The 23,002-nt window shown below is 59.1% G+C and carries 17 protein-coding genes and 2 pseudogenes; 13 read left to right on the top strand and 6 right to left on the bottom strand.

Annotated features, from left to right (window positions below; all coding sequences use genetic code 11):
- Positions 1-48 precede the first annotated feature (48 nt).
- The 3 genes from ACEN8I_RS05235 (at position 49) to ACEN8I_RS05245 (ending at position 7,431) form a co-directional block, all read left to right on the top strand.
- A complete protein-coding gene (locus ACEN8I_RS05235) occupies positions 49-1,575 on the top strand; it encodes a hypothetical protein (RefSeq protein ID WP_413327004.1) in 1,527 nt (508 codons plus the stop codon).
- Positions 1,568-5,989, top strand: a complete 4,422-nt coding sequence (locus tag ACEN8I_RS05240; RefSeq protein WP_413327007.1) for an NACHT domain-containing protein — start codon at positions 1,568-1,570, stop codon at positions 5,987-5,989. The genes ACEN8I_RS05235 and ACEN8I_RS05240 overlap by 8 nt, the downstream gene beginning before the upstream one ends.
- A 65-nt stretch (positions 5,990-6,054) precedes the next feature.
- On the top strand, positions 6,055-7,431 hold the full coding sequence (locus tag ACEN8I_RS05245) for a multidrug DMT transporter permease (protein ID WP_413327010.1): 1,377 nt from the start codon (positions 6,055-6,057) through the stop codon (positions 7,429-7,431).
- A 46-nt stretch (positions 7,432-7,477) separates the two neighbouring features.
- Here ACEN8I_RS05245 and ACEN8I_RS05250 read toward each other — a convergent pair whose 3' ends face one another.
- From ACEN8I_RS05250 to ACEN8I_RS05260, 3 genes are all read right to left on the bottom strand, one after another.
- A complete protein-coding gene (locus tag ACEN8I_RS05250) occupies positions 7,478-8,914 on the bottom strand; it encodes a hypothetical protein (RefSeq protein ID WP_413327012.1) in 1,437 nt (478 codons plus the stop codon).
- Positions 8,914-13,266: a hypothetical protein gene (locus ACEN8I_RS05255; protein ID WP_413327014.1), complete on the bottom strand. Its 4,353-nt coding sequence runs from the start codon at positions 13,264-13,266 to the stop codon at positions 8,914-8,916. The genes ACEN8I_RS05250 and ACEN8I_RS05255 overlap by 1 nt, the downstream gene beginning before the upstream one ends.
- A 288-nt stretch (positions 13,267-13,554) precedes the next feature.
- The gene (locus tag ACEN8I_RS05260) at positions 13,555-13,785 is read right to left on the bottom strand and encodes a helix-turn-helix domain-containing protein (RefSeq protein WP_413327016.1); all 231 of its coding nucleotides are present in this window, start codon (positions 13,783-13,785) and stop codon (positions 13,555-13,557) included.
- A 129-nt stretch (positions 13,786-13,914) separates the two neighbouring features.
- On the opposite strand from ACEN8I_RS05260, the gene ACEN8I_RS05265 reads away from it, so the two are divergent.
- From ACEN8I_RS05265 to ACEN8I_RS05290, 6 genes are all read left to right on the top strand, one after another.
- Positions 13,915-14,163, top strand: coding sequence for a hypothetical protein (locus ACEN8I_RS05265; protein WP_413327019.1), 249 nt, complete (start codon positions 13,915-13,917; stop codon positions 14,161-14,163).
- Positions 14,156-15,619, top strand: a complete 1,464-nt coding sequence (locus ACEN8I_RS05270) for a tyrosine-type recombinase/integrase (protein ID WP_413327021.1) — start codon at positions 14,156-14,158, stop codon at positions 15,617-15,619. The genes ACEN8I_RS05265 and ACEN8I_RS05270 overlap by 8 nt, the downstream gene beginning before the upstream one ends.
- A 115-nt stretch (positions 15,620-15,734) precedes the next feature.
- Complete coding sequence (locus tag ACEN8I_RS05275) at positions 15,735-16,124, top strand: hypothetical protein (protein ID WP_413327023.1); 390 nt, start codon at positions 15,735-15,737, stop codon at positions 16,122-16,124.
- A gap of 67 nt (positions 16,125-16,191) precedes the next feature.
- Positions 16,192-16,902, top strand: coding sequence for a hypothetical protein (locus ACEN8I_RS05280; protein ID WP_413327025.1), 711 nt, complete (start codon positions 16,192-16,194; stop codon positions 16,900-16,902).
- A complete protein-coding gene (locus ACEN8I_RS05285; protein WP_413327028.1) occupies positions 16,899-17,297 on the top strand; it encodes a hypothetical protein in 399 nt (132 codons plus the stop codon). Before ACEN8I_RS05280 ends, ACEN8I_RS05285 begins: the two co-directional genes overlap by 4 nt.
- On the top strand, positions 17,294-18,004 hold the full coding sequence (locus ACEN8I_RS05290; RefSeq protein WP_413327030.1) for a hypothetical protein: 711 nt from the start codon (positions 17,294-17,296) through the stop codon (positions 18,002-18,004). The genes ACEN8I_RS05285 and ACEN8I_RS05290 overlap by 4 nt, the downstream gene beginning before the upstream one ends.
- On the opposite strand, the gene ACEN8I_RS05295 is transcribed toward ACEN8I_RS05290, so the two are convergent.
- Complete coding sequence (locus ACEN8I_RS05295) at positions 18,001-18,288, bottom strand: helix-turn-helix domain-containing protein (protein WP_413327032.1); 288 nt, start codon at positions 18,286-18,288, stop codon at positions 18,001-18,003. The genes ACEN8I_RS05290 and ACEN8I_RS05295 overlap by 4 nt on opposite strands.
- Before the next feature lie 79 nt (positions 18,289-18,367).
- On the opposite strand from ACEN8I_RS05295, the gene ACEN8I_RS05300 reads away from it, so the two are divergent.
- The gene (locus ACEN8I_RS05300) at positions 18,368-18,832 is read left to right on the top strand and encodes a hypothetical protein (protein WP_413327034.1); all 465 of its coding nucleotides are present in this window, start codon (positions 18,368-18,370) and stop codon (positions 18,830-18,832) included.
- Between the two features lie 49 nt (positions 18,833-18,881).
- Positions 18,882-19,160: an EexN family lipoprotein gene (locus tag ACEN8I_RS05305; RefSeq protein WP_413327036.1), complete on the top strand. Its 279-nt coding sequence runs from the start codon at positions 18,882-18,884 to the stop codon at positions 19,158-19,160.
- A gap of 143 nt (positions 19,161-19,303) precedes the next feature.
- Here the strand turns inward: ACEN8I_RS05305 and ACEN8I_RS05310 are convergent.
- Positions 19,304-20,843, bottom strand: a protein-coding gene (locus ACEN8I_RS05310) for an IS3 family transposase (RefSeq protein WP_413327038.1) whose coding sequence is annotated in 2 segments (ribosomal slippage) — positions 19,304-20,368 and positions 20,370-20,843 — 1,539 coding nt in all. Because the reading frame shifts where the segments join, the coding sequence is not laid out codon by codon here.
- A gap of 81 nt (positions 20,844-20,924) precedes the next feature.
- Positions 20,925-21,128, bottom strand: a pseudogene (locus ACEN8I_RS05315) (IS21 family transposase); the annotation flags it as partial.
- Positions 21,129-21,152: 24 nt separating this feature from the next.
- Here ACEN8I_RS05315 and ACEN8I_RS05320 point away from each other — a divergent pair.
- Positions 21,153-21,375: pseudogene (locus ACEN8I_RS05320) on the top strand (IS3 family transposase); the annotation flags it as partial.
- 512 nt (positions 21,376-21,887) lie between these two features.
- Positions 21,888-23,002: ABC transporter transmembrane domain-containing protein (locus ACEN8I_RS05325; RefSeq protein ID WP_413327040.1), on the top strand; the 1,115-nt coding region annotated here is incomplete at its 3' end.

Below are 23,002 nucleotides of genomic sequence, written 5' to 3' on the forward strand. Positions count from 1 at the left end.
GCTCTGCAAGTTCAACCCTCTACAAAAAATCTGTTACCGATATTTGTAATGACCGAAGCATTTTCTCGCGATGAGATTGAAAGCAGGTTGGCTGAGTTTCAGACGCGCGTCGGTGCCGCGCTGGCTCCCTACGAAGCGAATTCGGCCGCACTGCATCTGCTGGAAACACTGCGGACAATCGAGGAGCTAATCAACCTGTACACGATTGACTGGGATGATGACGCCTTCGAGCAGCAACTGTTCGGATTTCCGGTCCTCCAGAGTGATCGGTACCTTCTTCAACTCGCGCATATCCGCAAAGGTCTGGCTGCGAGGTTCGATAATGCGCTTGTCGAGCGGCTCACGCTGCTGATCGTCCAGGGCTCCGCCATTGGCATGGCGTTCGCGCACCATGGAGCCCTTGAGGCAGCAAGCGGTTTTCAGTCGCTGGCGACGATGATGGGCTATCTTCAGTCGCGACGGCGTCACCTCGTGGGACTGCTGCATTTCATTCCAATCGCTTGCCGCGGTAACCTATTCGTCGAGCAACAGGACACCCTCAACGTCTTCCTGCCCATTGTGGAATTCAGCGCGGCGCCGATGATGGGTGCACAGTACGCCCTGATGGTGAAACTCGCGCAGAAGCACTTGGGCATTCCGGATGATCTGAGCACTGAACTGGCCATGTTGGACGGGATTTTCTTAGAGCCTGAGCGCGTCTCCATCGTCGAGATGCCCAACTCGCCAGAAGGTCAGCAGATCCTCAAGACTAGGGAGCCGCTCCGCTCCGACCGACTGTTTTCGGCTGCGGAGTTGAGAAACGACATCTTGTTCAGTGAAGCGATTTACGCTGAGTTCAATCTGCGCGGCACCGAGTTCTCCGTCGCGGCGTCGTTGGTGCGCCGCTTGTCCAGAGACTTCATTGATGATGATTATTGGATCCGCATCTCCCCGGCGGAATTGGTGACGCTGACAGTGCAGGAAGGTGCATCACAGGCCTTGGTGACCGCGCTGACGTGCGGTGCGAACACCTATATGGAGTGCCTGTCGAGTTACGCGCCGTTGGTTCTAATCGGTGATCACTACCTATCCACTGTCACACTTTTAAGCCGCTTCGTGTACTCTTGGCGAGCGCGGGTCCTTGATCGCAAGAAGCGCTTCCAGATCCGGGCGGGCTTCATCTTCGAGGACCTGGTCAAGGCCTCGCTTGAGGAGCAGGGCTTCGCGGTCCAAGACATTGTGCGCATCACCCGACAGGAGTTCGACGTAGTGACTTTGCGCAATGGCGTCATCTGGAACGTCCAGTGCAAGAACAACTTCATCGGGCTGTCCAACGTCGACTCGGATGCCGTCGTCTTCGCTCGATACAACCGTGGCCTCGTGCGCTCGTATGAGAAGGCCTTGGTGAAGGAGCGCAACCGCGAGCATCTGCTGAAGATGAAACTGGCCGTCGACGCCGTGCAGCATATGGTCGTCTCGCGCTTTCCGGTGGTAACTGACAACCCCCGTATCGTTGTGTTCAACCGCATTACCAAATTCGCTGAGCGTGCTGACGTTGTCTTGGCAGCATCCGGAGGCGATTCGATCCATGTCTGAAGACATCAAGAAAACCGCAATCACTGCCGCAGGCTACATTTACCAGAATCGGCAGGGCCTCAGGGTTTTGTGCAACTGGCTCGATGCGCCGGCTCGCTACGTCCGGGTGAAATTCGAGTGCGATGATGAGGCCGAGGCGCCGACAGGGCTGGACGACATCGTCGTCGAGCGCAGCGATGGTCTTGTTAATCTTCAGCAGGTCAAGTTCACCCCTGACCCCAACGTCCACCTGCTCTCCTGGGACTGGATGCTCGAAAAGGCCGGCAAGACGGCGCGGTCGAGGTCGATGCTGCGCAAGTGGTTTGATGCCTTCAAAAAGTTGGACCCGGCGCGCATCGGCGAGCTCTCGCTCACTACCAACCGCCGACCGGATGCTGACATCGAGGCCTGCCTGGACGCGGACAGGATTTCCTTCGCCAAGATCCATGGTCCCAGACGGTCGGAGGTCATCGCGGAGCTTGGCAGTGCGAAAGACTGCGAGGAGTTTTTCAGTCAGCTTCGTATTCAACACAGCGACAAGGGATATGCGACGCTAGAGCACGAGGTCGACGCGCGCCTTCGGATGCATGGCACCACCGAGGGCATCGCAGTTCTCAAGAACGTAGCCTTGAACTGGGCGACGCGGAAGAACTTCCCGCCGCCGGACGGCTGGATCACACTGACAGAAGTTCGCACTATTCTGCGAGCGGTGCCGCCGGCGCCCCTCCCGGAGGACTTCGTCGTCCCCAAAGGCTATGAGGTGCCAGACGCGACGTTCCACACGGAGTTTGTTCGAGACACCCTTGCCGCTGCTGGGAAGGTGATCGTCCTCACGGGGCCGCCCGGCCGCGGGAAGAGCACCTACCTGAGCGCTCTGTGCGACACGCTCGCCGAGCAGGACATTCCGACGGTCCGCCATCACTACTTCCTCTCGACGACAGAGAGGGGACGCGACCGGGTTCACAGCAATGTAGTCGAGCAATCCATCAGGGCGCAAGTCAATCAATTTCATCCGGACGTCTCGAAGGTGTCAGGGGACCTGCGCTCGCTCCTGGAGGCCTGCGCTACCCACTACAAGGCGCTCGGCAAGCCATTCGTGCTCATCCTGGACGGCTTGGATCACGTCTGGCGCATGAACGCCGAGGACAAGCGGCCGCTGGACGACCTGTTCTCCCAGATAGTGCCCTGCCCAGACAACATGGTGTTGCTTGTCGGTACTCAACCTGTGGACGACGCTCAGTTGCCGGCTGACTTGCTTATTTCCGCCCCAAAGGCCAAGTGGAGAACTCTTCCGGCAATGTCGGGGGACGCAGTCTTGTCTTATCTGCGCAAGGCGGTTCAAGAGGGAAGGCTCACGACGGGCTTTGAGCGCGAGGAGCAGGCCGAGGATCAACTGCAGGACGCCGCAGCTGAGCTTCGTGCAAGGACTAATGGCCATCCTCTTCATGTCATTTATGCGACCGCCGAGCTGGAACATGCTGGCCGCAATCTTTCCAAGTGGAGTGTCGAGCGGCTCAATGGAGATCTGAGCCAGGACGCAAAGTTCTACTATGGGTCGCTGTGGGAGAGGCTTCCCCCGAGCCTGAAGGACGCGCTGCGACTTGTCTGCGCCTTCCCGTTCTTCTGGCCAAGGATGGCGTTTGGCGAGATCGCCGCTACGGTCAAATTGGCAGCGCCGGAGGTCGAGAAGGTCGAACATCTGCTTCACTCGTCGGCGGCCGGCCTGAAGGTCTTCCACGAAAGCCTGGCGGTGTACGTGCGCTCGACGGATGGCTACGCGGACCGTATCAAGGCGCTAATGCCTGAGGTCGCGCAATGGTTGGAGACCTCCGCTCCAACTTCCCTACGCGTAAACTGGCTCTGGACGGTTCAGGCGAAGCTCGGTGATCCCAAGAATCTCATCATGGGTCTTACTCGCGACTGGGTCATGCTTCGCCTGGAAGAGGGGCATCCGGAGTCGCTGTTCGATACGCTGCTCACAGATGCTCTGATTGCCGCGCTGAACACGGGTGCGTTCGCTGAAGCCTATCGTCTGGAACACCTCAAGGCTCGGATGGTCGGTGGTAGCCAGTTCCAGATGCAGGACGACGACATGGCCAGGCTCGTCTCTTTCACTTTGACGCTGACGGCAGAGGAAAGTGTCGTTCGCGAGGCCGTTGCCTCCAGGCACGAGACAGATATCCTGCGGGTTGCCGCGCTTGGGCTGGCCTTGCATGCTCGAGGCGACAAGGTTCTGGCGGAAACATGCGGTGAAGAGGCGCTTCATCGATTCAGAGGCCTAAGTCGGTTCTCGAGCCGGTATACGTCTAACACCGGCTCTGCTGACGCCAAGTTCCTGGCCGGTGCTTTTGCGCGACTTGGCGCCATAGGCGCCACTCCCAAGGGGCTTGCGAAGTTGGTCGCCTGGAACGATCCGGAAGTATGGCTGCCTCGAGTCAGGATGCTGGTTGAGGAGGGTAAGTTGGATGACTTGATGACGCTTGTTGCTCCGTTAGCCAACGGCGAGGACAAGAACATCATCAGCGATGCTTGCATTCGCGCGGCCGCGCACGCCGGGGTGAGCATCGTGGAGCGGAATGATTTCAGCGCGCTTGCCCAGACGCCTCTTGTTGCTGCAGTGGAGGCTGGGCAAAAACGAGTCTCCAAATCGCTGACTGCGCCTATCCCCGTGGAGTGGCTGAAGGGCAACTACTACGAGCGCAAGGAAGATCTGGCGGCGCTAGCGCACCACTGGTTCTTCAGCGCTGTGCATCTGGGCCTTTGTATGGCTGCGGAAGGTCAGACCGAGTTCGAATACGTGCGCGCGCCTGTCTATGAGAATAGGGAGAACATCACAGACTTTCTCGATGTACTCTCCGGCATTGCTGCTCAGGTCGCTCATCACTGGTGGCGCGGGGAATTTGTGGACTTCCACGAACTCTATGAGCTGCTGGGGCCGGTGGAATTTCGGAATTTCAGGCAGAGTCACGACCGAAGTTCGGCGACCGAAGACTTCAGGAATGCGCTGCATCGCATCGCGTGCGATATTCGTCTTGGCAGTATTCTGCTGGGCAATTTCGATGATGTAGCCCTGACCGAAGAGACAATGGAGGCAGCAGGTCGGTGCGCATGGTTCGACAGCGGGTCCTTTCGCGCCCAGTACGCAGCCGGATCACTGACGAAGATGGCCGACCCAGCAGCAGCGAAATTCGTGAAGTCTCAGCGTTCCGCTCTTGATGCAGAGATCCGCCAAGAGACCAGTGTGCATCTACAGACACCTCTCCAGCTCTGCGCTATTGCGTTAGCCCACGGACACAATACCGACGCTCGCGAGCTTTGCAAACAGACCTGGGAGTTGACCACTGGCTATGCACATCGCAAAGACCCAACGCTGAACAACACGGTCGATGCCATTGGCGATCTGGTCGATGTTGCGGCGGACGATGCTCGTCGGTTACTGGGTCGCATCGCGCCGCAGATACATCACGTGCTGGACTACACAGACGGGAAGGGCACACGACATGTTCTGGCGGCAGCCGACGAACTGCTGGCGAAGTTGAGGCCCTCAGCGTTGGTGGTCAAGTACGAGGAGCACACGCATGCAGGCGACTGGTCGGAGGCAGAGAACAGCTTACGCGCATACGTGGAGCAAGGGGTGAAGGATGGCTGGCCATTGGACGCACTGATGCGCACAGGTTTGCATCCAGAGATCCGTGACGTGCTTCGGCGACTGGCGCAAGATGGCAGTTTGAGTGCCGCAGAGCGCCTCCACGTTCTTCAGGAGCACAGTGGATGGGAAATAGGCTTACTGCAGCGGCAGGAGCATGAAGGGACCCGCATTGATAGCAAGCCCTATGAAGGCGACGTCTCAGCCTTCGAACCTGAGCAACTGAACGAGCTGATCGAAAGCTTGTCTGGCAGCTACAACGAGCGAACGAAGCACCTTCGCGCTTGGTATCAGCATTGGGCGACCAAAGGCCACGGGAAAAGACTGCTCGATGCTCTGGACGATTTGCTTCTGTCGGAAGAGGGCAGGACTAGGGACGTGCTTGACCTATCGGATCTCGCCTTCCATACAAGGCGCAAACTGAGCGGAGCAAATGCAGCCTGGAAGTATCTGGTCAGTGCGCACATCCATGGCGGCGCTTGGACTGGGTTTGTCGAGAGTGATAAGAAGACCCGTGCCCGTCTCGACTTGGTAGCTCAATACTACCCGGGACGCTGCGACGAGTTTGTCGCCGAGACGACCTATGGCATGTTCGGCGAACCCACGCCGCCACGCGTTGCACCCACCGACGTGATGGTCTATTTCTACGTACGGCAGGGCCGTATCGCGGAGGCGGTGAGTTTCGCGGAGACGATGGTCAACTGCGTCATCGAGGACACCCGTACCCTCCCGCTGGAACCACCGCGCTGGGCGGCTGAACTAGCCTCCCTCCCCGCGTCGGCCACTTAATGAACGAGCTTCGCATTCTCATCGCTCGCCTCGGATGGCCTTCCACGTCTGCACGGTGGTGGACCATGCAGGAGTTGGCGGTCCGCCTGGGCGAACCCGCTTCGAGGGCCGAGACCCAGACCGCCTTGCTTCAGTTCTTGCGCTCGCGCAAGCTGGAGGCCGAGGTCGTCGAAGGGCTGTGCATCTTCTGGATGGCAGCACGAGGACGCGGCTACTCACCCGTCGCTGAGCTGGCGAGCAGCATACCGAAGCCCTCTCTGCTTTCCGATCTGTATTTGGATGACCTTGGGTTGTCGCCGCAGGCCGGGGGCGCTGGCTTGAAGGAGGCGCCCGAGGACTTTGAGATCCCCGACGACTTCGACAGGGTGCAAGGGGTGGATCTGCCCAGGATGTTCCGGACAGCCTTGAGCAGACTTGAGGACAGCACAGGGCTGTCGTTTGTCCGACAGATGGCCTATGAGTGGGCGGAGAACCGAGCGGCCTACCCCGACGCTCCCTACCAAGGAGATCCCTGGCACTTCACGCGATCGCTAGGCGATGGGTTCAGCGGCCAGCTCTCGGCGCGCGCTGCCCTTCGTGCCATTTCAGCCTACCTTCGCACGTTGGCGGTCGCAAAGCAGTTCTGGGGCATGCCGGCAGACTTAGCGGGTGAGCGGGCGCTTCTGGCGCTACCGGTTCATCCGACTTTGGCCTTGCTACGACCGAGACGCCCCGATTGGTTTCCGGGACGGACTGACTTTGACGGCGACGCCGTATCGGTCGAAGCCGCACTCAGAGCCTTGCTTGACCGTGTAAAGACTGTTCAGCCAGATGGGGAACTGATCGCGTTCAGCTCGCCAGTCGTGATGTCGATGGGACAGTGTGTGGAGGTTTCCTTAGTGCGTTGGTCGCAGGCCGTTGGCAGTCAAGTCGAGGATGCGGACCTGGGAGCACATCTCAAGGCGTTCTGGCGTCGTGGGCAGGCGCTCCCCAGTGCAGGCTTAGAGCCGCTCAGAACAACGACAATCTTGGCTCCACCGCCACTTGAAAGACTGGCCGAGGTGAAGAGCAAGGCTTGGCCGATGGCCGGAACGCTGGACTTTGATCGCTTGGGCTATTTGCAGCTCGATCTCTATCCGTCTCGCCTCTTCCTTCCTACGCTGCCTGGTGTCGATCAGATGGAGGTCACACCGCGTGATGGACAGCTTGAGGTCAAGGCAGAGGGTCAGGTTATCGCAGACTTTGGCTACTGGAACGCGGGCTGGGGACCGGCTCGCCCGAGACAGTTAAGTGGAAATTGCGGTTCGGCGCTCATTTCGCGTGGCACGGTGTACCGCGAGAGCGTTGGCTCTGAGGGTGAAATGCTCAGAGCTTTCTACCTTTGGCAGGTGCGTACGCTGCATCGAAGCGGCAGCTTCGACGAGTTCAGCGAAACACTAGCGATGGGCACCTTCTTCGTCTAGCTTACCTGTCATCGAATGGGCGATAAAGGGAATGCAGCGAGCAGGGCTACCCCGGTTCGACAATGCATTCGCTTGTTTCGGAAGACCAATCCCCATAGGTTTTCGTACGCCGCCGAATCGTCACAGCACATGCATGGCCGACCTTTCGCTCCATTACGTTTTCATATAAGCCAACGAGCTCCGCATTGATGTGCGTACTGCTGGCTGTTCCGGCTGGCGCATCTCTGAGAACCAGCGGGTTCCAGTTGGCCATCCAATGGCGCATCGTGCCTACGAGCTTGCCGTTCATCTCGAGCGCCATGCCGCCTTCCCTTGGATAAGCCAGTATCGGATGGTCGCCTGGTACCCAGGCTGGCAGGTAAGGCGGGCGCTGGATCAGGTCAGCATGAAAATACCCGACTCGTTTCGGCAGGATGGGCGCAAGCAGGGGCGCCACGATTGAAGGATCTCCGGCGAGACGCCGATCTTGAAGAGCAGAGATTACTAGTGCGAATGAACTGTTGCGCTCCAGCTGTACATTGCCAAGCATCCTCTGATACCAGTGAACCCAGATATTTGCTTCGTAGCCGACAACCACCGGAATCGCAAATGCACTCACGTCGATAGTGAGCATCGGGGAGTCGTACACGCATCCAGAAAAATGCATTGGGAAGCTGAGCGGGTCGGAGCAAAGAGCGTCCAGCACCCTTGAAGCGATGTTTTCAGCGGAGAGTTCATTTCCATCAACTGCGCCGTACAGCTTCCCAGCACACTCCGGTGGTAGTCCTGGCGCCATCCGCAGCAGGGTTGTCTCGCCGGGAAATGCAGCCGTTGCGACATCGTGAGCGAGATTCAACGGCATGCTCCAATATTCACTCGCATATGCGAGTGTTCGCAAAAATGCGGATCGGGCGGCGTGGGAGCGTTGACTGACGACCATGCCGGACGCGCCTTGCTCACCGTTCGCAAAGTAATCAAAGCGCTCACTCTGAGGAAAGCCGCGTGTCGCTTCGAGCGTTTGGTACTCATACGCCCATTGACGGAGGAATGGTTTACCCGACCTATCCTGCAATTCTTCAAACTCGGTCGAGAACAGACCAGGCAGGATTCGACCTGATGCAAGAAGTGCTTCTTCAGTACTCAGCTCGGCGAATTTCGGGGCTGGGCCGCTATGGCAGCCTTGCCACGATGGCAACAGAGTCGATTGACCTGTGGCTGCCGCGAGCATCACGTCCATCGCCAGCGACGGGCGCTGGATCGTCTTTCGAAGTTCGGTCGCTTCTTTTGATGTGCAGCGACTGATGACTACAGGCACCAGGCCCTCGAGTATTTCGGACTCAAACTTGCGCGTGGCCAGCCATTCCCGCAGAGCGGGCCAACCAACCTGGCGGCCCTCGGAAGTGCCAAGCGCCTTGGCAAACTCCCACGCGGTCAGCAGCTTTGCCGTAGGGATCGGCAGGGCCAGCCTCGCGGCTGCGATGGAAGCGACGAGTGAGGCATCCATCATTTTTCCACCGGTAGCCAGGCCGGCCTTTGCAGGGGCTGCATGTCGAACTCCTGACACGAGATGTCAACGATCGTCTCGGCTAGATTTGACGCTCTGGCCACTTCACCCAGCTCAAGGAGAAACGACACTAAGACGGTGCCAGGCGCGACGCGTCCGGCACCATAGCGATTGGCTTCTGGGACTGTAGTGCGCCTGAGGAACTCTTCCCAGCGTTTGGGATAGTGGTTCACCACAGCCGTCAACCGGCGGTCGCTCTCCTCGGAACCGTAGAAGTGTTGCTCCCAGCCTGAGCGCTCGATGTGTGCGAGAACAAGCCATTCAAATGCACGGGAAGGCCCCTCTGCCTCCAGACTCAATGGAAAACACAGATCCAGCAGTTCTGATCCGCGGCTGCGAAATCCTTTTTCCGTGTGCACCCGTTTGACGGCCTTCAGCAGGTCGACAGCAGCTCCGGCGTGGCGCCAGTGGTTAAACCAGTCTCCAAGCAGCTTGCGCTCAAGCTCGTATTTGCGCATCACCTCCAGGGCGGCAAGGTATTCTTCCAGCTTGACCGGAGGGAATTGCAGTGGATCGGGCGCGGGTGCGGCGGGGCCATCCGTCGGCGCCGGCCTAACCTCCTTTTCCGGGGTCGCTTGCTTGGCCCCCTTGCTGGACCGCTCGTTCCAGCGCCCGGTCAGTACGCGGGTTTCGGGACGACGTTCAAGCTCTGCGAAACCGATGCCGTCCCAGAGGAACGCGGCCATTGCAGGGGTGAATGGGTCCTGCCCACTGGCGTGCTTTGCAAACACCCCAAAGCATCGTTCGGCCACGTACCATTCCTCTTGGGCCAGCCAGTGCCGGTAATACGCAGCGAAGTGCTGGGGCAGGAGTATAAGCACCAGCGCTGAGAGATCCGACTCATACACACCCGAGTCCTCGGTCATGTCGCCGATCCGGTCCATGATGGGTGCCAGCCTAAGGACAAGCCGGGAGGCCGTATCGGGGTCCGAAGGCAAAAGTTCCTCTACCATCCGGATCACGTGATGCAGATATGAGTCCTTGCGCCAACCGTAGCCTATGACCCATCTATAGCAGCTCTCCAGAAGCTGTCTGGCTTCCGTTTGCAGCCCATAGGCGGTGGCCCACTCGGCAAGCGACGTCAGCTCATTCGCCGCGTCGCTGAATCTGATGACCTCGCCTGCGATACTTTTCGCCTGCGAATGAATCTCCTCGGCCACTAGGCTTGGATTCAGCAGCCGGTAGCCGAGGTTAAAGAAGAGTTCCCGCCAAAGGTCCTCGGCAAAAAAAACGCTTGAGGTCCGAGCGGCAATCCACTCCCCACCGGGGATGTAGTCAAGTTTTGTGCGCAGCCGGGTCAGAAGGAACAGGTCGGCCGCGATGAGCGTGGCCGCCCTGCGAAACGCCCGGTAATCCGACATTGCATCGTATTCGTTGTTGCCTGGATGCGCGAGTTCCAGAAGTCGGTAAGGTAGCGCAAATGCGGTCGTATCGCCGCGCGCGAGCACCTTGCCCGCAGTCTGCGCGACCAACTCCAGCCGCTTCAGGGCCGCGCTGAGCCACGGTCGTGCTTTCGGTACGGGCATGGCGTCGGAATCCGGGGCGCCGTTCAGGGTGAGCGAGGCGCTTACGCAGTGGAAGAACGCCTCATGCAGGTAGGTTGCGAATTCCGTGTCGCTTTCCTGGAACCGATCGCCGTCCATATCCAGGACGGGATGCCGACGCAGAGGACGCCTTGGGGGCACGGCATCCGGTACGTACAGCTGAGCCCAGCACACCGAGAGGGGATGCGTGCCGAAGCGAGAGAAAGCTGGCCAGACGTGCACGGCGGCAAGGTTGAGGCCGGCCATGCGTACCGCTTCCACCTCGAACTGCTTTCGCATCCGCAGAGGCATCGCAACATCGCCGAACGACAGCAGCCGATCGAGCGTGCTGGACGTTGCCAAGTGGGCCAGGAATGTCCGAAAGACAGAGGCATCTTCTTTGTGCCGGAGAAATCGCACGATGTTGGGTGGGTCGAAGCTGTCCGTCTTGGCCGTGATTTCCAGGAAAAGAGCGCCATCGCTATCATGCTCGCCCTGCTCGAAGGCATGTGCCGCCACCTTGGCGTTGAATCTGCGACGCATCTGTTCCCGAACTTTGATTGCGGACTCGACGTTCCCAAAGCCCAAATACGACAGGGCGAGGAGATGCAGTTCTTCGAATGACGCGGCATTGAGCTCAGACGCCAGAAGCGCTACGACATTCGGGTCTTCGCAAGTTAGCTTGGCACATCGCCAGAGTATGGAGGAATCATCCACCTGAAAGGTCATGCCATTCTCCAACCGGCTCTTCAGCGCGCGCTTGCGCTGAAGAAGGCCATAGTCCGCCTGCCCGAAGGCGGCATCTTCCGCAGCCTCCAGGATGCGGGTGACCTGTTCATTGGAGTAGCCTTTGGCCAATGACGTCACCACCCAGTCGCGCGTTGTCCCCTCCAGGAGTTCGGCTGGTTGTCCGCTGCGTTGCTGGTAGATCCACAACCACGCCCATCGGAGATGGGCTGGCGCGTCCTCCTTCAACCAAGCTGCCACGCGCGGCCGCAGGAGCTCGGCGCGCCCCACGTGGTCGTCTCTCGAACATACGAAAACATGCAAACTGCCGTGGAAGGCACGCAGTCCAGCGTCCGTTTCGACCAACAGGTGGCCAAGCTCCGGCATTACGAGGCTGCCTTCCAAATTAAGGCAGCTTTCCAATCCGTGTTCGGGCCATATAAAAGAGGACGATGCCAGCAGGTGGAGAGCATCCTTTGCGGCGCTAGACAGGCGCCTCCACATCCCCTGGTAGTACACCTCGACGTTGGGTGACGGAGCGGGATCCGCATCTTGAACGCGCGAGACAGTCAGTTCCCGATAGTCGCTGGCAAGACGCTCGAAAATGTAGGTGAGAACCAGAGGATGTCCACCGGACACCGACGCGAAAGCCTTCGCGAGGTCTGGAAGCGTGTCTCGCCGCGCGCTGGCCGGGACATCGAAGGATGCCTCTTTGTACTGGACACCAAGCCAATGGTGAACCGCCTCGAGATCCATGAGGGGAAGCTCGACCCACCGTGAGGCGTTCACGTAGTCCGTCAACCGGCCCGGTAGCCGGCTGGCATCGACTTTCTGGGTACCTATGACCAAGGATACGTTATTGGGGAGCGGGAGCAACTGCCGGAAGAGTCCCTCCAACGGCGAGATGTCCTCATCATTCTCTCGCCAGACATGGTCCAGTCCATCGATTACGACGGTGAAGGGCCTTCCCTTCGCACCATAGTGCTCCGCGCAGGCAGCAATGCAGGCCCGCAGGTCAGTACTTTCCTGGTTCGGGGGCAACGTTACCTCAGGGTGCTCGGTGCGCATCTGCCAGATCAACGAGTTCGCGGCAGCATTCGCTGTCAGCCGTTCTCTGGTGTCGGCCAGGTCGAGAAAGTAGTGGTGCCGGACGAATGGCAACTTGGCATCCAGCATGCGCTGGCAAACAAAGCTCAGGAACGTGCTCTTTCCTTGGCCCGGCGATCCCCACAACACCCGCACCTGCGCCTGCTGCGTTACATCCGCAAAGAAGCGCTCGGCAAACTCCGCATCCGGCGGCCGGTAGTCCTCGGGAATCTTGAATTCTTGGTTGAGGACCCGTGGCCTACGCGCTGAGATCGTTCCGCGCAGAATGGCCATGGTGATGCGCCCGGCCGGAGCAGGTGAGTTTTTCCGAATGGCCCAGTCAAGGCCGTTGCGAAACAGGTTAAGCCAGCCATCTCGGTCCGTGTGCCGGGGGACCAAGTGGTCGATGACCCGCCCTTCCAAGGACTCGAGTCCGGTGAAGCTGTGATCAAAGCGAAACAAATTGAAGAAATCTCTCGCCTCCTGAGGTCCACCCAGATCTGCTTCGATCCGCTTTTGCAGGTCAACGTCAAGACGAGCATAGTCCACGCGCGCGTCCGCTAAGTGGGCGGAAAATTCGTCATCTGGTCGCCGGTTGGTCAATAGCGCCGCCGAGTGCACCAAGGCCGGCCCAATGTCAGCCACGGCGGCGGACCACTTCTGCAGTAGAGAGGTTCCGCGGACACCCTTGCGCGACAGCAGCCACTCCCAGGACAGCGCATGCTCAGGCCGGAACGCATCAACCGTGAACTTGACCTGGATCAACTCATGCAGGCCGTCGCTGCGGGCGGCGATCAAGTCATCGAGCCCTTTTGCGCCTTCGCCATGGGCCTCGAATACCACCCAGTTGTAGCGACCGGGATCGTCCAGCCAATCCGTCAGCAGCTTGAAGCCAACCAATGTCTGATAGACATAGCCCGCGAATGGAAGGGTTGTCGGCTTGATCAGTGCGTTCATTTACGGCAGCGGCTCGTCTTCAGTTTCCTTTGGGCTGGTGCCTTGCTGACTTTCTCACTAAATAGGTGGGGACGATGATCGTAACTCCCAACCCGGACCTTGCGAAGCGATCGGACCATCAGTCCTTTTGGCGGCGCCTCGTACGACTGTGTATTGGCTAGGCAAATACGCAAGCAGCATGAGTACAGGGGCGTATCGACCTAGGAGATCTAACTGTGGCTGCTCGTAGCAAACTCACGGAAGTGTCGCTCCATCATAAATAGGTGCCAGTACTTTAGCGAATCCCGGCTATCCGACGTTTTCTGGCAAATGCTCCATCAAATCCTCCACTCTGCAATTGAAGTATTGGCAGAGCTTGTCGATGGTTTCCGTCCCAGTGCCGTAACCCTTCGAGTTAAGAATCTTTGACAGTGTCATTCGATTCAATCCAGTTGCTGTCGCGATTTCATTAATCGTGACTCGGCGCCCCTCAGCGAACTGTTTTTTCTCAATCATTTCGCCGAGCTTAAATCGAATCATGATTAAAGGAATTATAAAAAGATAAAAAAACTTATCAAATGACTTGAATAGTTGGCTTGATCAGATATTATTTGAATCAAGTGATAAATATTTTTATCGCTTGCTACTTAAATTGTAAAGGAGCCAGCAATGTTAGGTCAGACATATCTCACCACCGACGAACTGTCCTCGCGGATTAAATATGACGTCCGCACGATTCGCGAACGCCTTAAAGACAGCGTTTTGCTGGAGGGGGTGCATTATTTGCGACCCTTTGGAGGGCGGAAAATTCTGTTTGTGTGGGAGCCCATTGAGCGCGACATGAAGGTCATGTCCAGCCATGCGCCTACCGGTTCTGTTGCAATCCCCATGGCCAACGGAGCGATCCTCAATGGCTAAGGTTACCGTACGCAAAGAAACTGGCAAGCTGGTCATCGATTTCACATACCGTGGAGTCCGGTGTCGGGAGCAAACAGCATTACCTGAATCGCCGCAAAACCAAAAGCGTGTGCAGGGGGTGATCGACAAAATTAAAAAAGCTCAGCAAGACGGCACGTTTAGGTATCGGGACTTCTTCCCCGAGAGTGCGCTTGCCGCTCGATTTGATTCATTACCCGCGCCTGTCGAAGCACTCATTGAAACCGTAACGGTCGTTCAAGACTGTACCCCGCTGTTCCAAGCCTTCGCCAACCAATGGGTAGACGAACACAGCATCGAATGGCGCAGGAGCCACATTCGATCCTTGCTGTCCACACTGAACAGCCGCCTCATCCCCCACTTCGGAGGCAAGGCCGTCGGCCAAATCACCAAGTCCGACATCCTCGCCTTCCGCGCCACACTCGCCAAAGCCAAGGGCCGGGGAGAAAAAGAAGGCCTCTCGCCCAAGCGCATCAACGAAATCATCGGCACGCTCAACCAGATCCTGGATGAAGCCGCCGACCGGCTCGGCTTCACGACGCCGACGACCAACATCAAGCGGCTGCGCCTGCGCAAGACCGATGTGGACCCGTTCAGCCTGGCCGACGTCCAGCGCATCCTCGCAACGGTGCGGCCCGACTACAAGTGGTACTTCGTGGTTCGCTTCTTCACTGGCATGCGAACCGGTGAGGTGCACGGACTCAAGTGGAAATACGTCGACTTCGACCTGCGCGTGATCCGCGTGCGCGAGACCTTTGTGCTCGGAGAAGACGAGTACACCAAGACCGACGGCAGCCAGCGCGACATCCAAATCAGCCAGCCGGTGTTCGAAGCCCTGCAGGAACAGTTCAAGGCGACCGGCCAGTTGTCGGAATACGTGTTCTGCAATCTGGCGGGCGCGCCCCTGGACAACAAGAACTTTTCTGACAGGGTCTGGTACCCGTTGCTGCGCCACCTCGGGCTGCAAAAGCGCCGCCCGTACCAGATGCGGCACACCGCCGCCACGCTCTGGCTGGCCTCCGGTGAAGCGCCGGAATGGATCGCCCGCCAGCTGGGCCATACCAGCACCGAAATGCTGTTCCGCGTCTACAGCCGCTACGTGCCCAACCTGACGCGCCAGGACGGCTCGGCCATGGAGCGCCTGCTGGCCAGCCGCTTGTCGGCTGGGCCTCTGATCCCGGTCGAAGGGACGGGGCAGGGCGGTGCGGGTGAGGCCCGAACGCTGTACGTGCCCGCCGGCGAGATCGCGCCGCAGCCTATCCCCAAACCCCGCGGCGTGCATGGCGGCCGGCGCGCAGCACCAATCGCAGCGCAGGCTCCTCGCCCGCCTGATGGCGAAGCCATTGCCCTTCGCGATGCCTACGGCGGCAGCGAACCCCAGCCGCCCCCGTGGCGGATGAGCGCTCCAGGACCGCAGCCAGTTTGCTGGCTCACCTGACGCTCCAACTTTCAGCCTGACCTCAAATCACCACCGCCGCAAGTCCTCTTGCAGCGGTGCGGGGGACGGCTTTGCCCGAAATTTTCACATTCAACCTACAAGCGGCGAACCAACCATGACCACAGACAAGCACCAAGACAACAAGCCACCAGAAATGCTGCGTTCTTCAGAGCAGCCCGCCAACACCGATACCGCGGCCCATCCCAAGACTTCGAATGAGGACTACCCCACCTGGCCCTCGCAAACCATGCGGGTCGATGATCTGACCGCCTTTGCGGCCCTGAGCATCCCGCCCCAGCTCCGCGAAATCTTTGGCGACGCCGTGATGGACAAAAAGCTCACTGCGCTCGAGAGGTTCGAACTGCTGCTGATGCTGCGCGAGGACGCGCAAATGGTTTTCGTGCGCTTCAAGATCGTCCCCCTCGAAGAAAGCCGGCACGGACCTCTGACCACCGCAGCGCCGGCGCCGCCCGCCCGCTCATCGAACCCTGTCGACGGAGCCTAGCAACGACGCCCTTCGCATATGTGCCGCGTTCGTCGCTCCTTTCATTCACAAATTCCAAAGGAAACCTATGAGTCAACTGCTGCCTCGACCCAAACCCAATTCGTCCATTCGCACGACTGAAGGGGCCGCCCCTTCTCCCGCAACGCCGGCGGCGCAATTGCCCAGTTATGTCGGAATTGCCCGCCCGCCGATATTCCAGCGCAATCGCCTGGAGCGGCTGCGGCCTCACTACAGCGATCCGACGCTGAACAAGTTTGCGCGCCAGGTTTTTAGCGATGACAGCGCGGTGTCCGCTTACTTCTTCCCGAGGCTGGCCTCCGATGTACAGAACTATGCGGTGATCGCTCCGCAAGCCAAGACGGCCGCGTGGGTGCCGCTGGAGGTCGCCCTGGCTGCTGCCGGAGCGGCGCAGTCTGCGGCATTGGTTCAGCCGCATGAGCGCGAGCTGGTCCATCTCGCGGCGTTTGTCTATCCCTGTGGGCTGTTCCATTGCGCCCGGGTAGCGGTCATCGAGGGCTACAAGCGGATGCCGTTGGACGGCGACTGGGTTCGAATCCTTCGCGGCCTGTTTCTGGAGGATGCTTTGCGCACCCTCAGGACCTGGCATGCCAGCAAGGCGGATACCTTGTCCGCGGTGTTGGGGCTCGATGGCGAGGGGGACGTGAATGAGGAGCAGGTCGCCCGCCTGGCCTCCGTGGTCCATCTGGCCCACCTCAAGACCAATGCCATTTGGGCACCGCCGCAGGCCACGGACTCCTCCGCCAAGGAGTGCCCATGAACCAGAACCCCCGGCACAGGCGCGTCATACCGCCGCTTAAGCGCTCCACGCATTACATGCTGGTCGCCGCGGTGCTGGCCATTCTGGCGATCCCCAGCACTTTGCTGTTTCTGGCTGTCCAGCTCTGGTGGGCCAATGATGAAGTTATGTCCACCCAGCCGCTAGGCGCCTTTGTTCATATGAGCGCGCCGGGCGGAATAACGGGACGGGTGGTGATCGAGACCGAGCGGGGCTTCCTGCCGCTCAGGCACGCCGTGGTGATTGCCACCGGAACGCCTCTGGTGTTGGAGCTGCGCGGCTCGGGCCGGCGCTTTGTTTGCGATCGGCCGCCCACCTTTTGCGTCGAAACCGAAAAGACGGGTTTCACCGCGCGCTGGGAGGGCAGGCATCCATGACGGAGTTCGTTTTGCGGCTCACTGTGCGGACGGCCTCCCGTGACCTGGGGCGGCAAGATGCGTTGTGGGAGCGGCTGATTCAATGGTGCGAGCCCAGAGCCCTGTTCATCGGCGGGGCACCAGAGTCCGCGGTCATCTACGCACCGCTGCACCCGATCACGGCGCGGCGCCGCAGGGAGCTCGCCGCATGGCTGGACCGCTGCCCGGAAATCCAGACCTACCAGCTCAAGGCCGAGGCACTTAGCGATCTCCGGTCGTTGAGGGCCAAGGCGGCCTGCCTGGAAGCGTTCAGCCAGGCCCAGCGGTATCTGGCGGAGCGGATGGCCGAGTGTTCGGATGCATTGGCAGGGCTGCACCCTCCTGCGAGCCGCCGATGGAGAGCCTCAGTTGGCAACGGCGGCAATTGTCTGGAGCTGGACAGCCGCGACCTGGGGATCGGGATAGCCATTTTCAGATCGAATCGCGCACCCCATCCACAGTTCTCGACTTTTTCGGGGCGCTACCTTGAACTGGGGGATTTGGCAACGCTTGAGCTGGACTGGATGAGCCTGGTGTGGGCCCAAGTGCTGTCAGATGGTGATCTGTCCGTAGGCCAATGGGTTGCCAGGAGCCAGCATTGGATGATTCATCTCTATGCCAGCACAACCGCGCCGCTGGCACACCGGGAGGTGATGCTGCGCTGGATGGAGGCAGTCTGTGAGAGCTAGCGCGAGACCCGGCCGCGGGAGACTGGGCGGGCCGACCGCACCTTGGCGGCAGGTTTGGCCTCTGGCAGGGTCAGCAGCACGCCAATTTCCACCTCGAGGCCTTTGGCCAGCGTATGCAGGACGGTCAGCGTCGGATTGGCCAGGCCGGACTCTATCCGGCTCATATAGGTGCGAAACAGCCCGCAGCGGTCCGCGAGCTCCTCCTGGGTCAGGGGGAACTCTGCGCGCAGCTGCTTGACGCGCAGGCCCAGCGTTTTACGGGGATCGATAGGGGGAGTGACCACTCCTCGACTATCAAATTTGTATACTCATTCATACACACACTAATTCGTACATTTTGCGGGTTAACCAAGGAGGACGGCGATGGAGCAGGAAGTCGATGTTTCAAGGAAGTTTTGTGAGCAATGCGGCGCGGCCGCCAGGGTCGAGGCGAGGTTTTGCGGAAGCTGCGGCTTTGATATAAGTGCAGCGCCACAGACCATGCACCCGGGCGAGCAGGAAATGGCCGCGGATCAAGGCATGGAAGCGACGGGCGATGCAGCTCCTATGGGGCTGGGCATGGCCTGGCTGATCTACCTGGGGGCGATGGTTGTGTGGCTGGGCGTGATGTTGTTGCCCAGCAAGCACATCACCGGCGCTCTGGCATTGATCATTCATTTCGGGTTTGGCTTTGTGATGACCCGCTACGTCATGGGTCGTCTGATCGAATTCCATCCCGTGCACAACACGATCGACAACGTCTTTGGCGCCAAGCTTTGGATGTTTCTGCTGTGGCCTTTGCGCATGCCTGTACTGTTGTTCAAGCTGACGGTTAGCAATTCACTGTAGCGCGGCCATTGTTGCCGATAGAGAACATTCCAACTCACTGGAGAGCCCAATGAAAATCAGTCACTTCAAATTCATGACCATGGTCAGCGCTTCCCTGTTGCTCGCCGCCTGTGGCGCGAAAACCGCGGAGTATTACGCGGCACATCCCGACGAGGCTTTGCAGGCGCTGAAGGCTTGTCAGCCCAGACCTGTCAATGAGCAGCTAGCAGATGCGACCTGCGTCAACGCAGGGCAGGGGTATCGAACCTATCTGGTCGCTCGAAACAAAGCCATTCGGGAGGGAGAGCGAAAAGCCATGCAGGAGTGGGTGGACCAGAACAAGCGCTAGGTGCATGCGTCGGTTGACCACACACGGAGCTAAGCGAACCTTCATTGTGTGCAATTTAACAAGCATGCATCTAGTCAATGACAGTCTGTTGAGTTGCACTGAAGTCTGATCCGAGGGGGATGCGGACAATTACTTGGACTGGTTTATGCCGTAAGTCCAAGACTCTCTCGGTATTCGACGGGGCTAAGAGAGCCAAGAGATATTTTGATCCGCTTCTCGTTGTGCCAGCGAATGTAGGAATCGACGGCCTCAATGAACTGCTCAATGGTTGTGCTCTTCCAGTCCCGAGGATGGAACAGTTCCGTTTTCAGCCGTCCGAAGAAGCCTTCGCATGCAGCGTTGTCAGGCGAACACCCCTTGCGCGACATCGAGCGAATCAACTTCGCGTCACCGATCCTCGATAGCCAGCCGGGCCAGCGATAGTGGGCTCCATGATCAGAGTGGACGACAGGCCGATTATTGACACCGGCCACCGTCTCGATGGCGGCATCGAGCATCGTGTTGACGAGCTCAGCGTCGGGATGCGTCCCAAGGGTCCAACTGACGACCAGGCCATCGAAGCAGTCGATGACGGGCGACAGGTACACCTTGCCGGCCGGGATCTGGAACTCTGTGATGTCGGTGAGCCACTTCTCGTTCGGGGCCGTTGCGCGGAAGTCGCGATTGATGAGGTTCTCGGGCGCTGGGCTGATTTCGCCGAGGTAAGAGCCGTAGCGACGCCGCTTGGGCCAGGCAACGATCAGGCTCTCTTGTTTCATCAAGCGCTGCACCACTTTCTCAGAGATGGTGACGCGCTGCCTGGTCAACGAGGCCCGCAGCCTGCGGTAGCCGTAACAGCGATGGTTCAGCTCGAAGACTTCGGTGAGGGTTTGCCGCACTGCAAGGTACTTGTCTGCCACGTTTACACGGGCTCGATGGTAGAAGTACGAGCTGCGCGCCAGATCCAGCTGAGCCAGGAGCTCTGGCAGGGCATAGCGCTCTTTGAGGGCGTCAACCAGCAATGTCTTCTCCCGGTTGGTCAGGAGTTGCAGATCGACGCCCAGGCCTTTTTTTAATATTTCATTGGCCTTCTTCAAGAGATCGCGTTCGAGCTGCAGTTGCCGGATGTCGCGTTGCAGTGATTCGAGCTGGCGCTCCAGCTCCGCCCGTTCTGGCACTGGCGGTGACTTGTTGCTGTGTTTCATGGATGCGGGGGCCTCTCGGCCAAGTTAGCTGGTTCTTCCAGTTGTACAACGTCGGCCTGCAAACGCCTAATTTTTCAGCCACAGCCTGCGCGGCTGCTCGCCGGGTGCAAAGCTCGATGACCCCGGCCTGCTTCATCGACTCGGGATACTTTCGGCGCCCAGCGCTGCCAACGACGGCTTTCCTGTTCTCAGGAAGCGCCTCGCGAACCCAAGCGGTCAATGTCGCGCGACCGGGGTAGCCCAGCGCCCTCATGGTGGCAGCAATGCACCGATCATGAGTGAGGTAGTGCTCAACAGCTGCCTCCTTCTGCGCCAGCGAGTATTTGGGAGGCCGACCCGCATAGCCCACCGGCAAATCGAGCCGTTGCTCATACTCCCGGCACCAGCCTTTCAAGGCATTCTTGGTGGGGTAACCCAGCTGACGGATGGTTGGCCTCACGCGTTTGCCGAGCTTGATGTAGAGCTCGACTGCTTGAATCCTGTCTTCGTATGAATACATGAACTACCTCCTGGTAGTCCAAGTTTTTGTCCGCATCCCCATGTGGATAAGTTCTTGATCTTCTCCTTTTGGGCTGAGTGTGTGGATCTGCCTCAAGGTGCGCCGCTGTTTCCGCGACTTTGTTGCCTCTATTCCCAGCCTGGTGGCCAGCTTTTCGGCGTAGGGATCGAACTTGCTTGAGCTGACCCGTCTTTCGTAGCTGGGCTCGGTCTCATCTGACCGCAGGTACTTCTTCACTGTGTTACGAGCCAGGCCTGCACGCCTGGAGATCTCGCGGATGGACATCTGATCCCGCAATGCCCAACGTCTGACAACGCGGCATGCGAAGGCTTCTTCGGACGGCTGAAAATGGAACTGTTCTATCCTCGGGACTGGAAGACCATAACCAAAGATCACAACCATTGAGCAGGTTATTCAGATAATCGATTCCTACATCCGCTGGTACAACGAGAAGCGGATCAAGATCTCTCTTGGCTCTCTTGGCTCTCTGAGCCCCGTCGAATACCGAGAGAGCCTTGGATTTTCAACATAAACCGGTTCAATTTTTTGTCCGCACCCCCATTCAACAGAAATAGGGCGAGTCGGAAGCTGCGCCGGCTACGGAGGTCCTATCGGGCATCAACCTGTGGGCCTTCCTGCAGCCCAGCGAGGACTGGCCGAAGTTGTCAGGCTAACCAATGTCTGCTCGTACGTTGTAAATATTCACAGCTCGGCGTGTAGCAAATTAGTTCTCTCCAACTTTTCTCAAAAACTGAAGACAAGCGAGATTGTTGACGTCTTGCTATGAGTGAAGAATTAGCTCTTCGATAGGGAAGACTTAGCTTTTCGGGTTCTATCTGCGGCCTATTGAGAGTCTCTGCCATGGATTAATCATCTGTCAGGGCTAACAGGGAAGATGAGTTGCGTCTTCAGATTAACTCCCGTTTAATCAGACTCCAAAGTCCGCCATCAGTCAGCGGAAGAAGAGTTGAGCGTCAGGAGGGGCGGTCTGGCTTGTGAGTCGACGAGCTGACTAACTACAGGTTTCCTTACGGGACCATCGGGATGCACAAGGAAAAAATTTCGGGAGATGCCTTTTTCTGGGCATTGCAGGGAGTCTGCGCCTTACACCGCAAGCCGTTTTCGGACGCGCTGGCGCGCCAGCAATTGGCGGCGCCCTACACAACGCGCTCCTTGCTGGACGCGATGCAGGCCTATGGCTTTGACGCTGTTCACCACAAGGCCAAGGCCGGGAAGCTGGACAAGGAAAGCTTTCCGCTGATCGCCTGGTTGCAGCCCAAGGCGGCCGATCCCGCCCCGGTCCAGGCGGCCGGTGAAGAACAAAAAGACCCCGGCACGGAAGAAGCAAAGGCACCCGAACAAACAGCGCCAGCCCTGGTCCTGCAAGCCGACACCACCAAGCTGCTGTTGATCGAAGCCGGCGACGCCAGCCCGCGCACGCTGGAGCTGGCCGAGTTCGCCCTGCGCTACAACGGCCACATCACGCGCGTCACGCCGCAGGCCGACCCAGCCGCCGATCCCGACAGCGAAGCCCAGGCGCGGCAATCGCGCAAATTCGGTTTCAGCTGGTTTGTGCCCGAGCTACTCAAGCACAAAAAACTCTGGCAGGAGGTGCTGCTGGCCTCCTTGGTCATCCAGCTCATCGCGCTGGCCACGCCGCTGTTCACCCAGGCCATCATCGACAAGGTGGTGGTGCACCGCACCGAAAGCACGCTCATCGTCATCGCCATCGGCATGCTGGTGTTCATGACTTTTTCCGCGGCGCTGTCCTGGCTGCGCCAATACCTGGTGCTGCACACCGGCAACCGGGTCGATGCGGTGCTGGGCTCCTCGGTGTTCGAGCGTTTGTTCAAGCTGCCGCCGCTGTACTTCCAGCACCGGCCCACAGGCGTCATCGCGGCGCGGCTGCACGGCGTGGAAACCATTCGCGAATTTATCGCCAGCGCGGCCGTCACGCTGATGCTGGACTTTCCCTTTTTGCTGATCTTTGTCGCCATCATGTTTTATTACAGCGTCACCCTGACGCTGATCGTGCTGGCCATCCTCGCCGTCATCGTCGGCCTGAGCCTGGTCGTCGCGCCCCTGTTCCAGGCGCGGCTGCAGGAGCAGTTCCAGATGGGGGCGCGCAACCAGGCCTTCCTCACTGAATATGTTGTGGG

Source organism: Polaromonas sp. CT11-55, assembly GCF_047303325.1.
Classification (GTDB): domain Bacteria; phylum Pseudomonadota; class Gammaproteobacteria; order Burkholderiales; family Burkholderiaceae_C; genus Polaromonas.

Excerpts from the sequence above, each read along its gene's own strand:
- ACEN8I_RS05235 (WP_413327004.1), top strand. The coding sequence starts at position 49 with ATGACCGAAGCATTTTCTCGCGATGAGATTGAAAGCAGGTTGGCTGAG.
- ACEN8I_RS05290 (WP_413327030.1), top strand. The coding sequence starts at position 17,294 with ATGACGGAGTTCGTTTTGCGGCTCACTGTGCGGACGGCCTCCCGTGAC.
- ACEN8I_RS05245 (WP_413327010.1), top strand. The coding sequence starts at position 6,055 with ATGCAGGAGTTGGCGGTCCGCCTGGGCGAACCCGCTTCGAGGGCCGAG.
- ACEN8I_RS05260 (WP_413327016.1), bottom strand. The coding sequence starts at position 13,785 with ATGATTCGATTTAAGCTCGGCGAAATGATTGAGAAAAAACAGTTCGCT.
- ACEN8I_RS05300 (WP_413327034.1), top strand. The coding sequence starts at position 18,368 with ATGGAGCAGGAAGTCGATGTTTCAAGGAAGTTTTGTGAGCAATGCGGC.
- ACEN8I_RS05250 (WP_413327012.1), bottom strand. The coding sequence starts at position 8,914 with ATGGATGCCTCACTCGTCGCTTCCATCGCAGCCGCGAGGCTGGCCCTG.
- ACEN8I_RS05305 (WP_413327036.1), top strand. The coding sequence starts at position 18,882 with ATGAAAATCAGTCACTTCAAATTCATGACCATGGTCAGCGCTTCCCTG.
- ACEN8I_RS05240 (WP_413327007.1), top strand. The coding sequence starts at position 1,568 with ATGTCTGAAGACATCAAGAAAACCGCAATCACTGCCGCAGGCTACATT.
- ACEN8I_RS05265 (WP_413327019.1), top strand. The coding sequence starts at position 13,915 with ATGTTAGGTCAGACATATCTCACCACCGACGAACTGTCCTCGCGGATT.
- ACEN8I_RS05280 (WP_413327025.1), top strand. The coding sequence starts at position 16,192 with ATGAGTCAACTGCTGCCTCGACCCAAACCCAATTCGTCCATTCGCACG.
- ACEN8I_RS05255 (WP_413327014.1), bottom strand. The coding sequence starts at position 13,266 with ATGAACGCACTGATCAAGCCGACAACCCTTCCATTCGCGGGCTATGTC.
- ACEN8I_RS05285 (WP_413327028.1), top strand. The coding sequence starts at position 16,899 with ATGAACCAGAACCCCCGGCACAGGCGCGTCATACCGCCGCTTAAGCGC.
- ACEN8I_RS05270 (WP_413327021.1), top strand. The coding sequence starts at position 14,156 with ATGGCTAAGGTTACCGTACGCAAAGAAACTGGCAAGCTGGTCATCGAT.
- ACEN8I_RS05275 (WP_413327023.1), top strand. The coding sequence starts at position 15,735 with ATGACCACAGACAAGCACCAAGACAACAAGCCACCAGAAATGCTGCGT.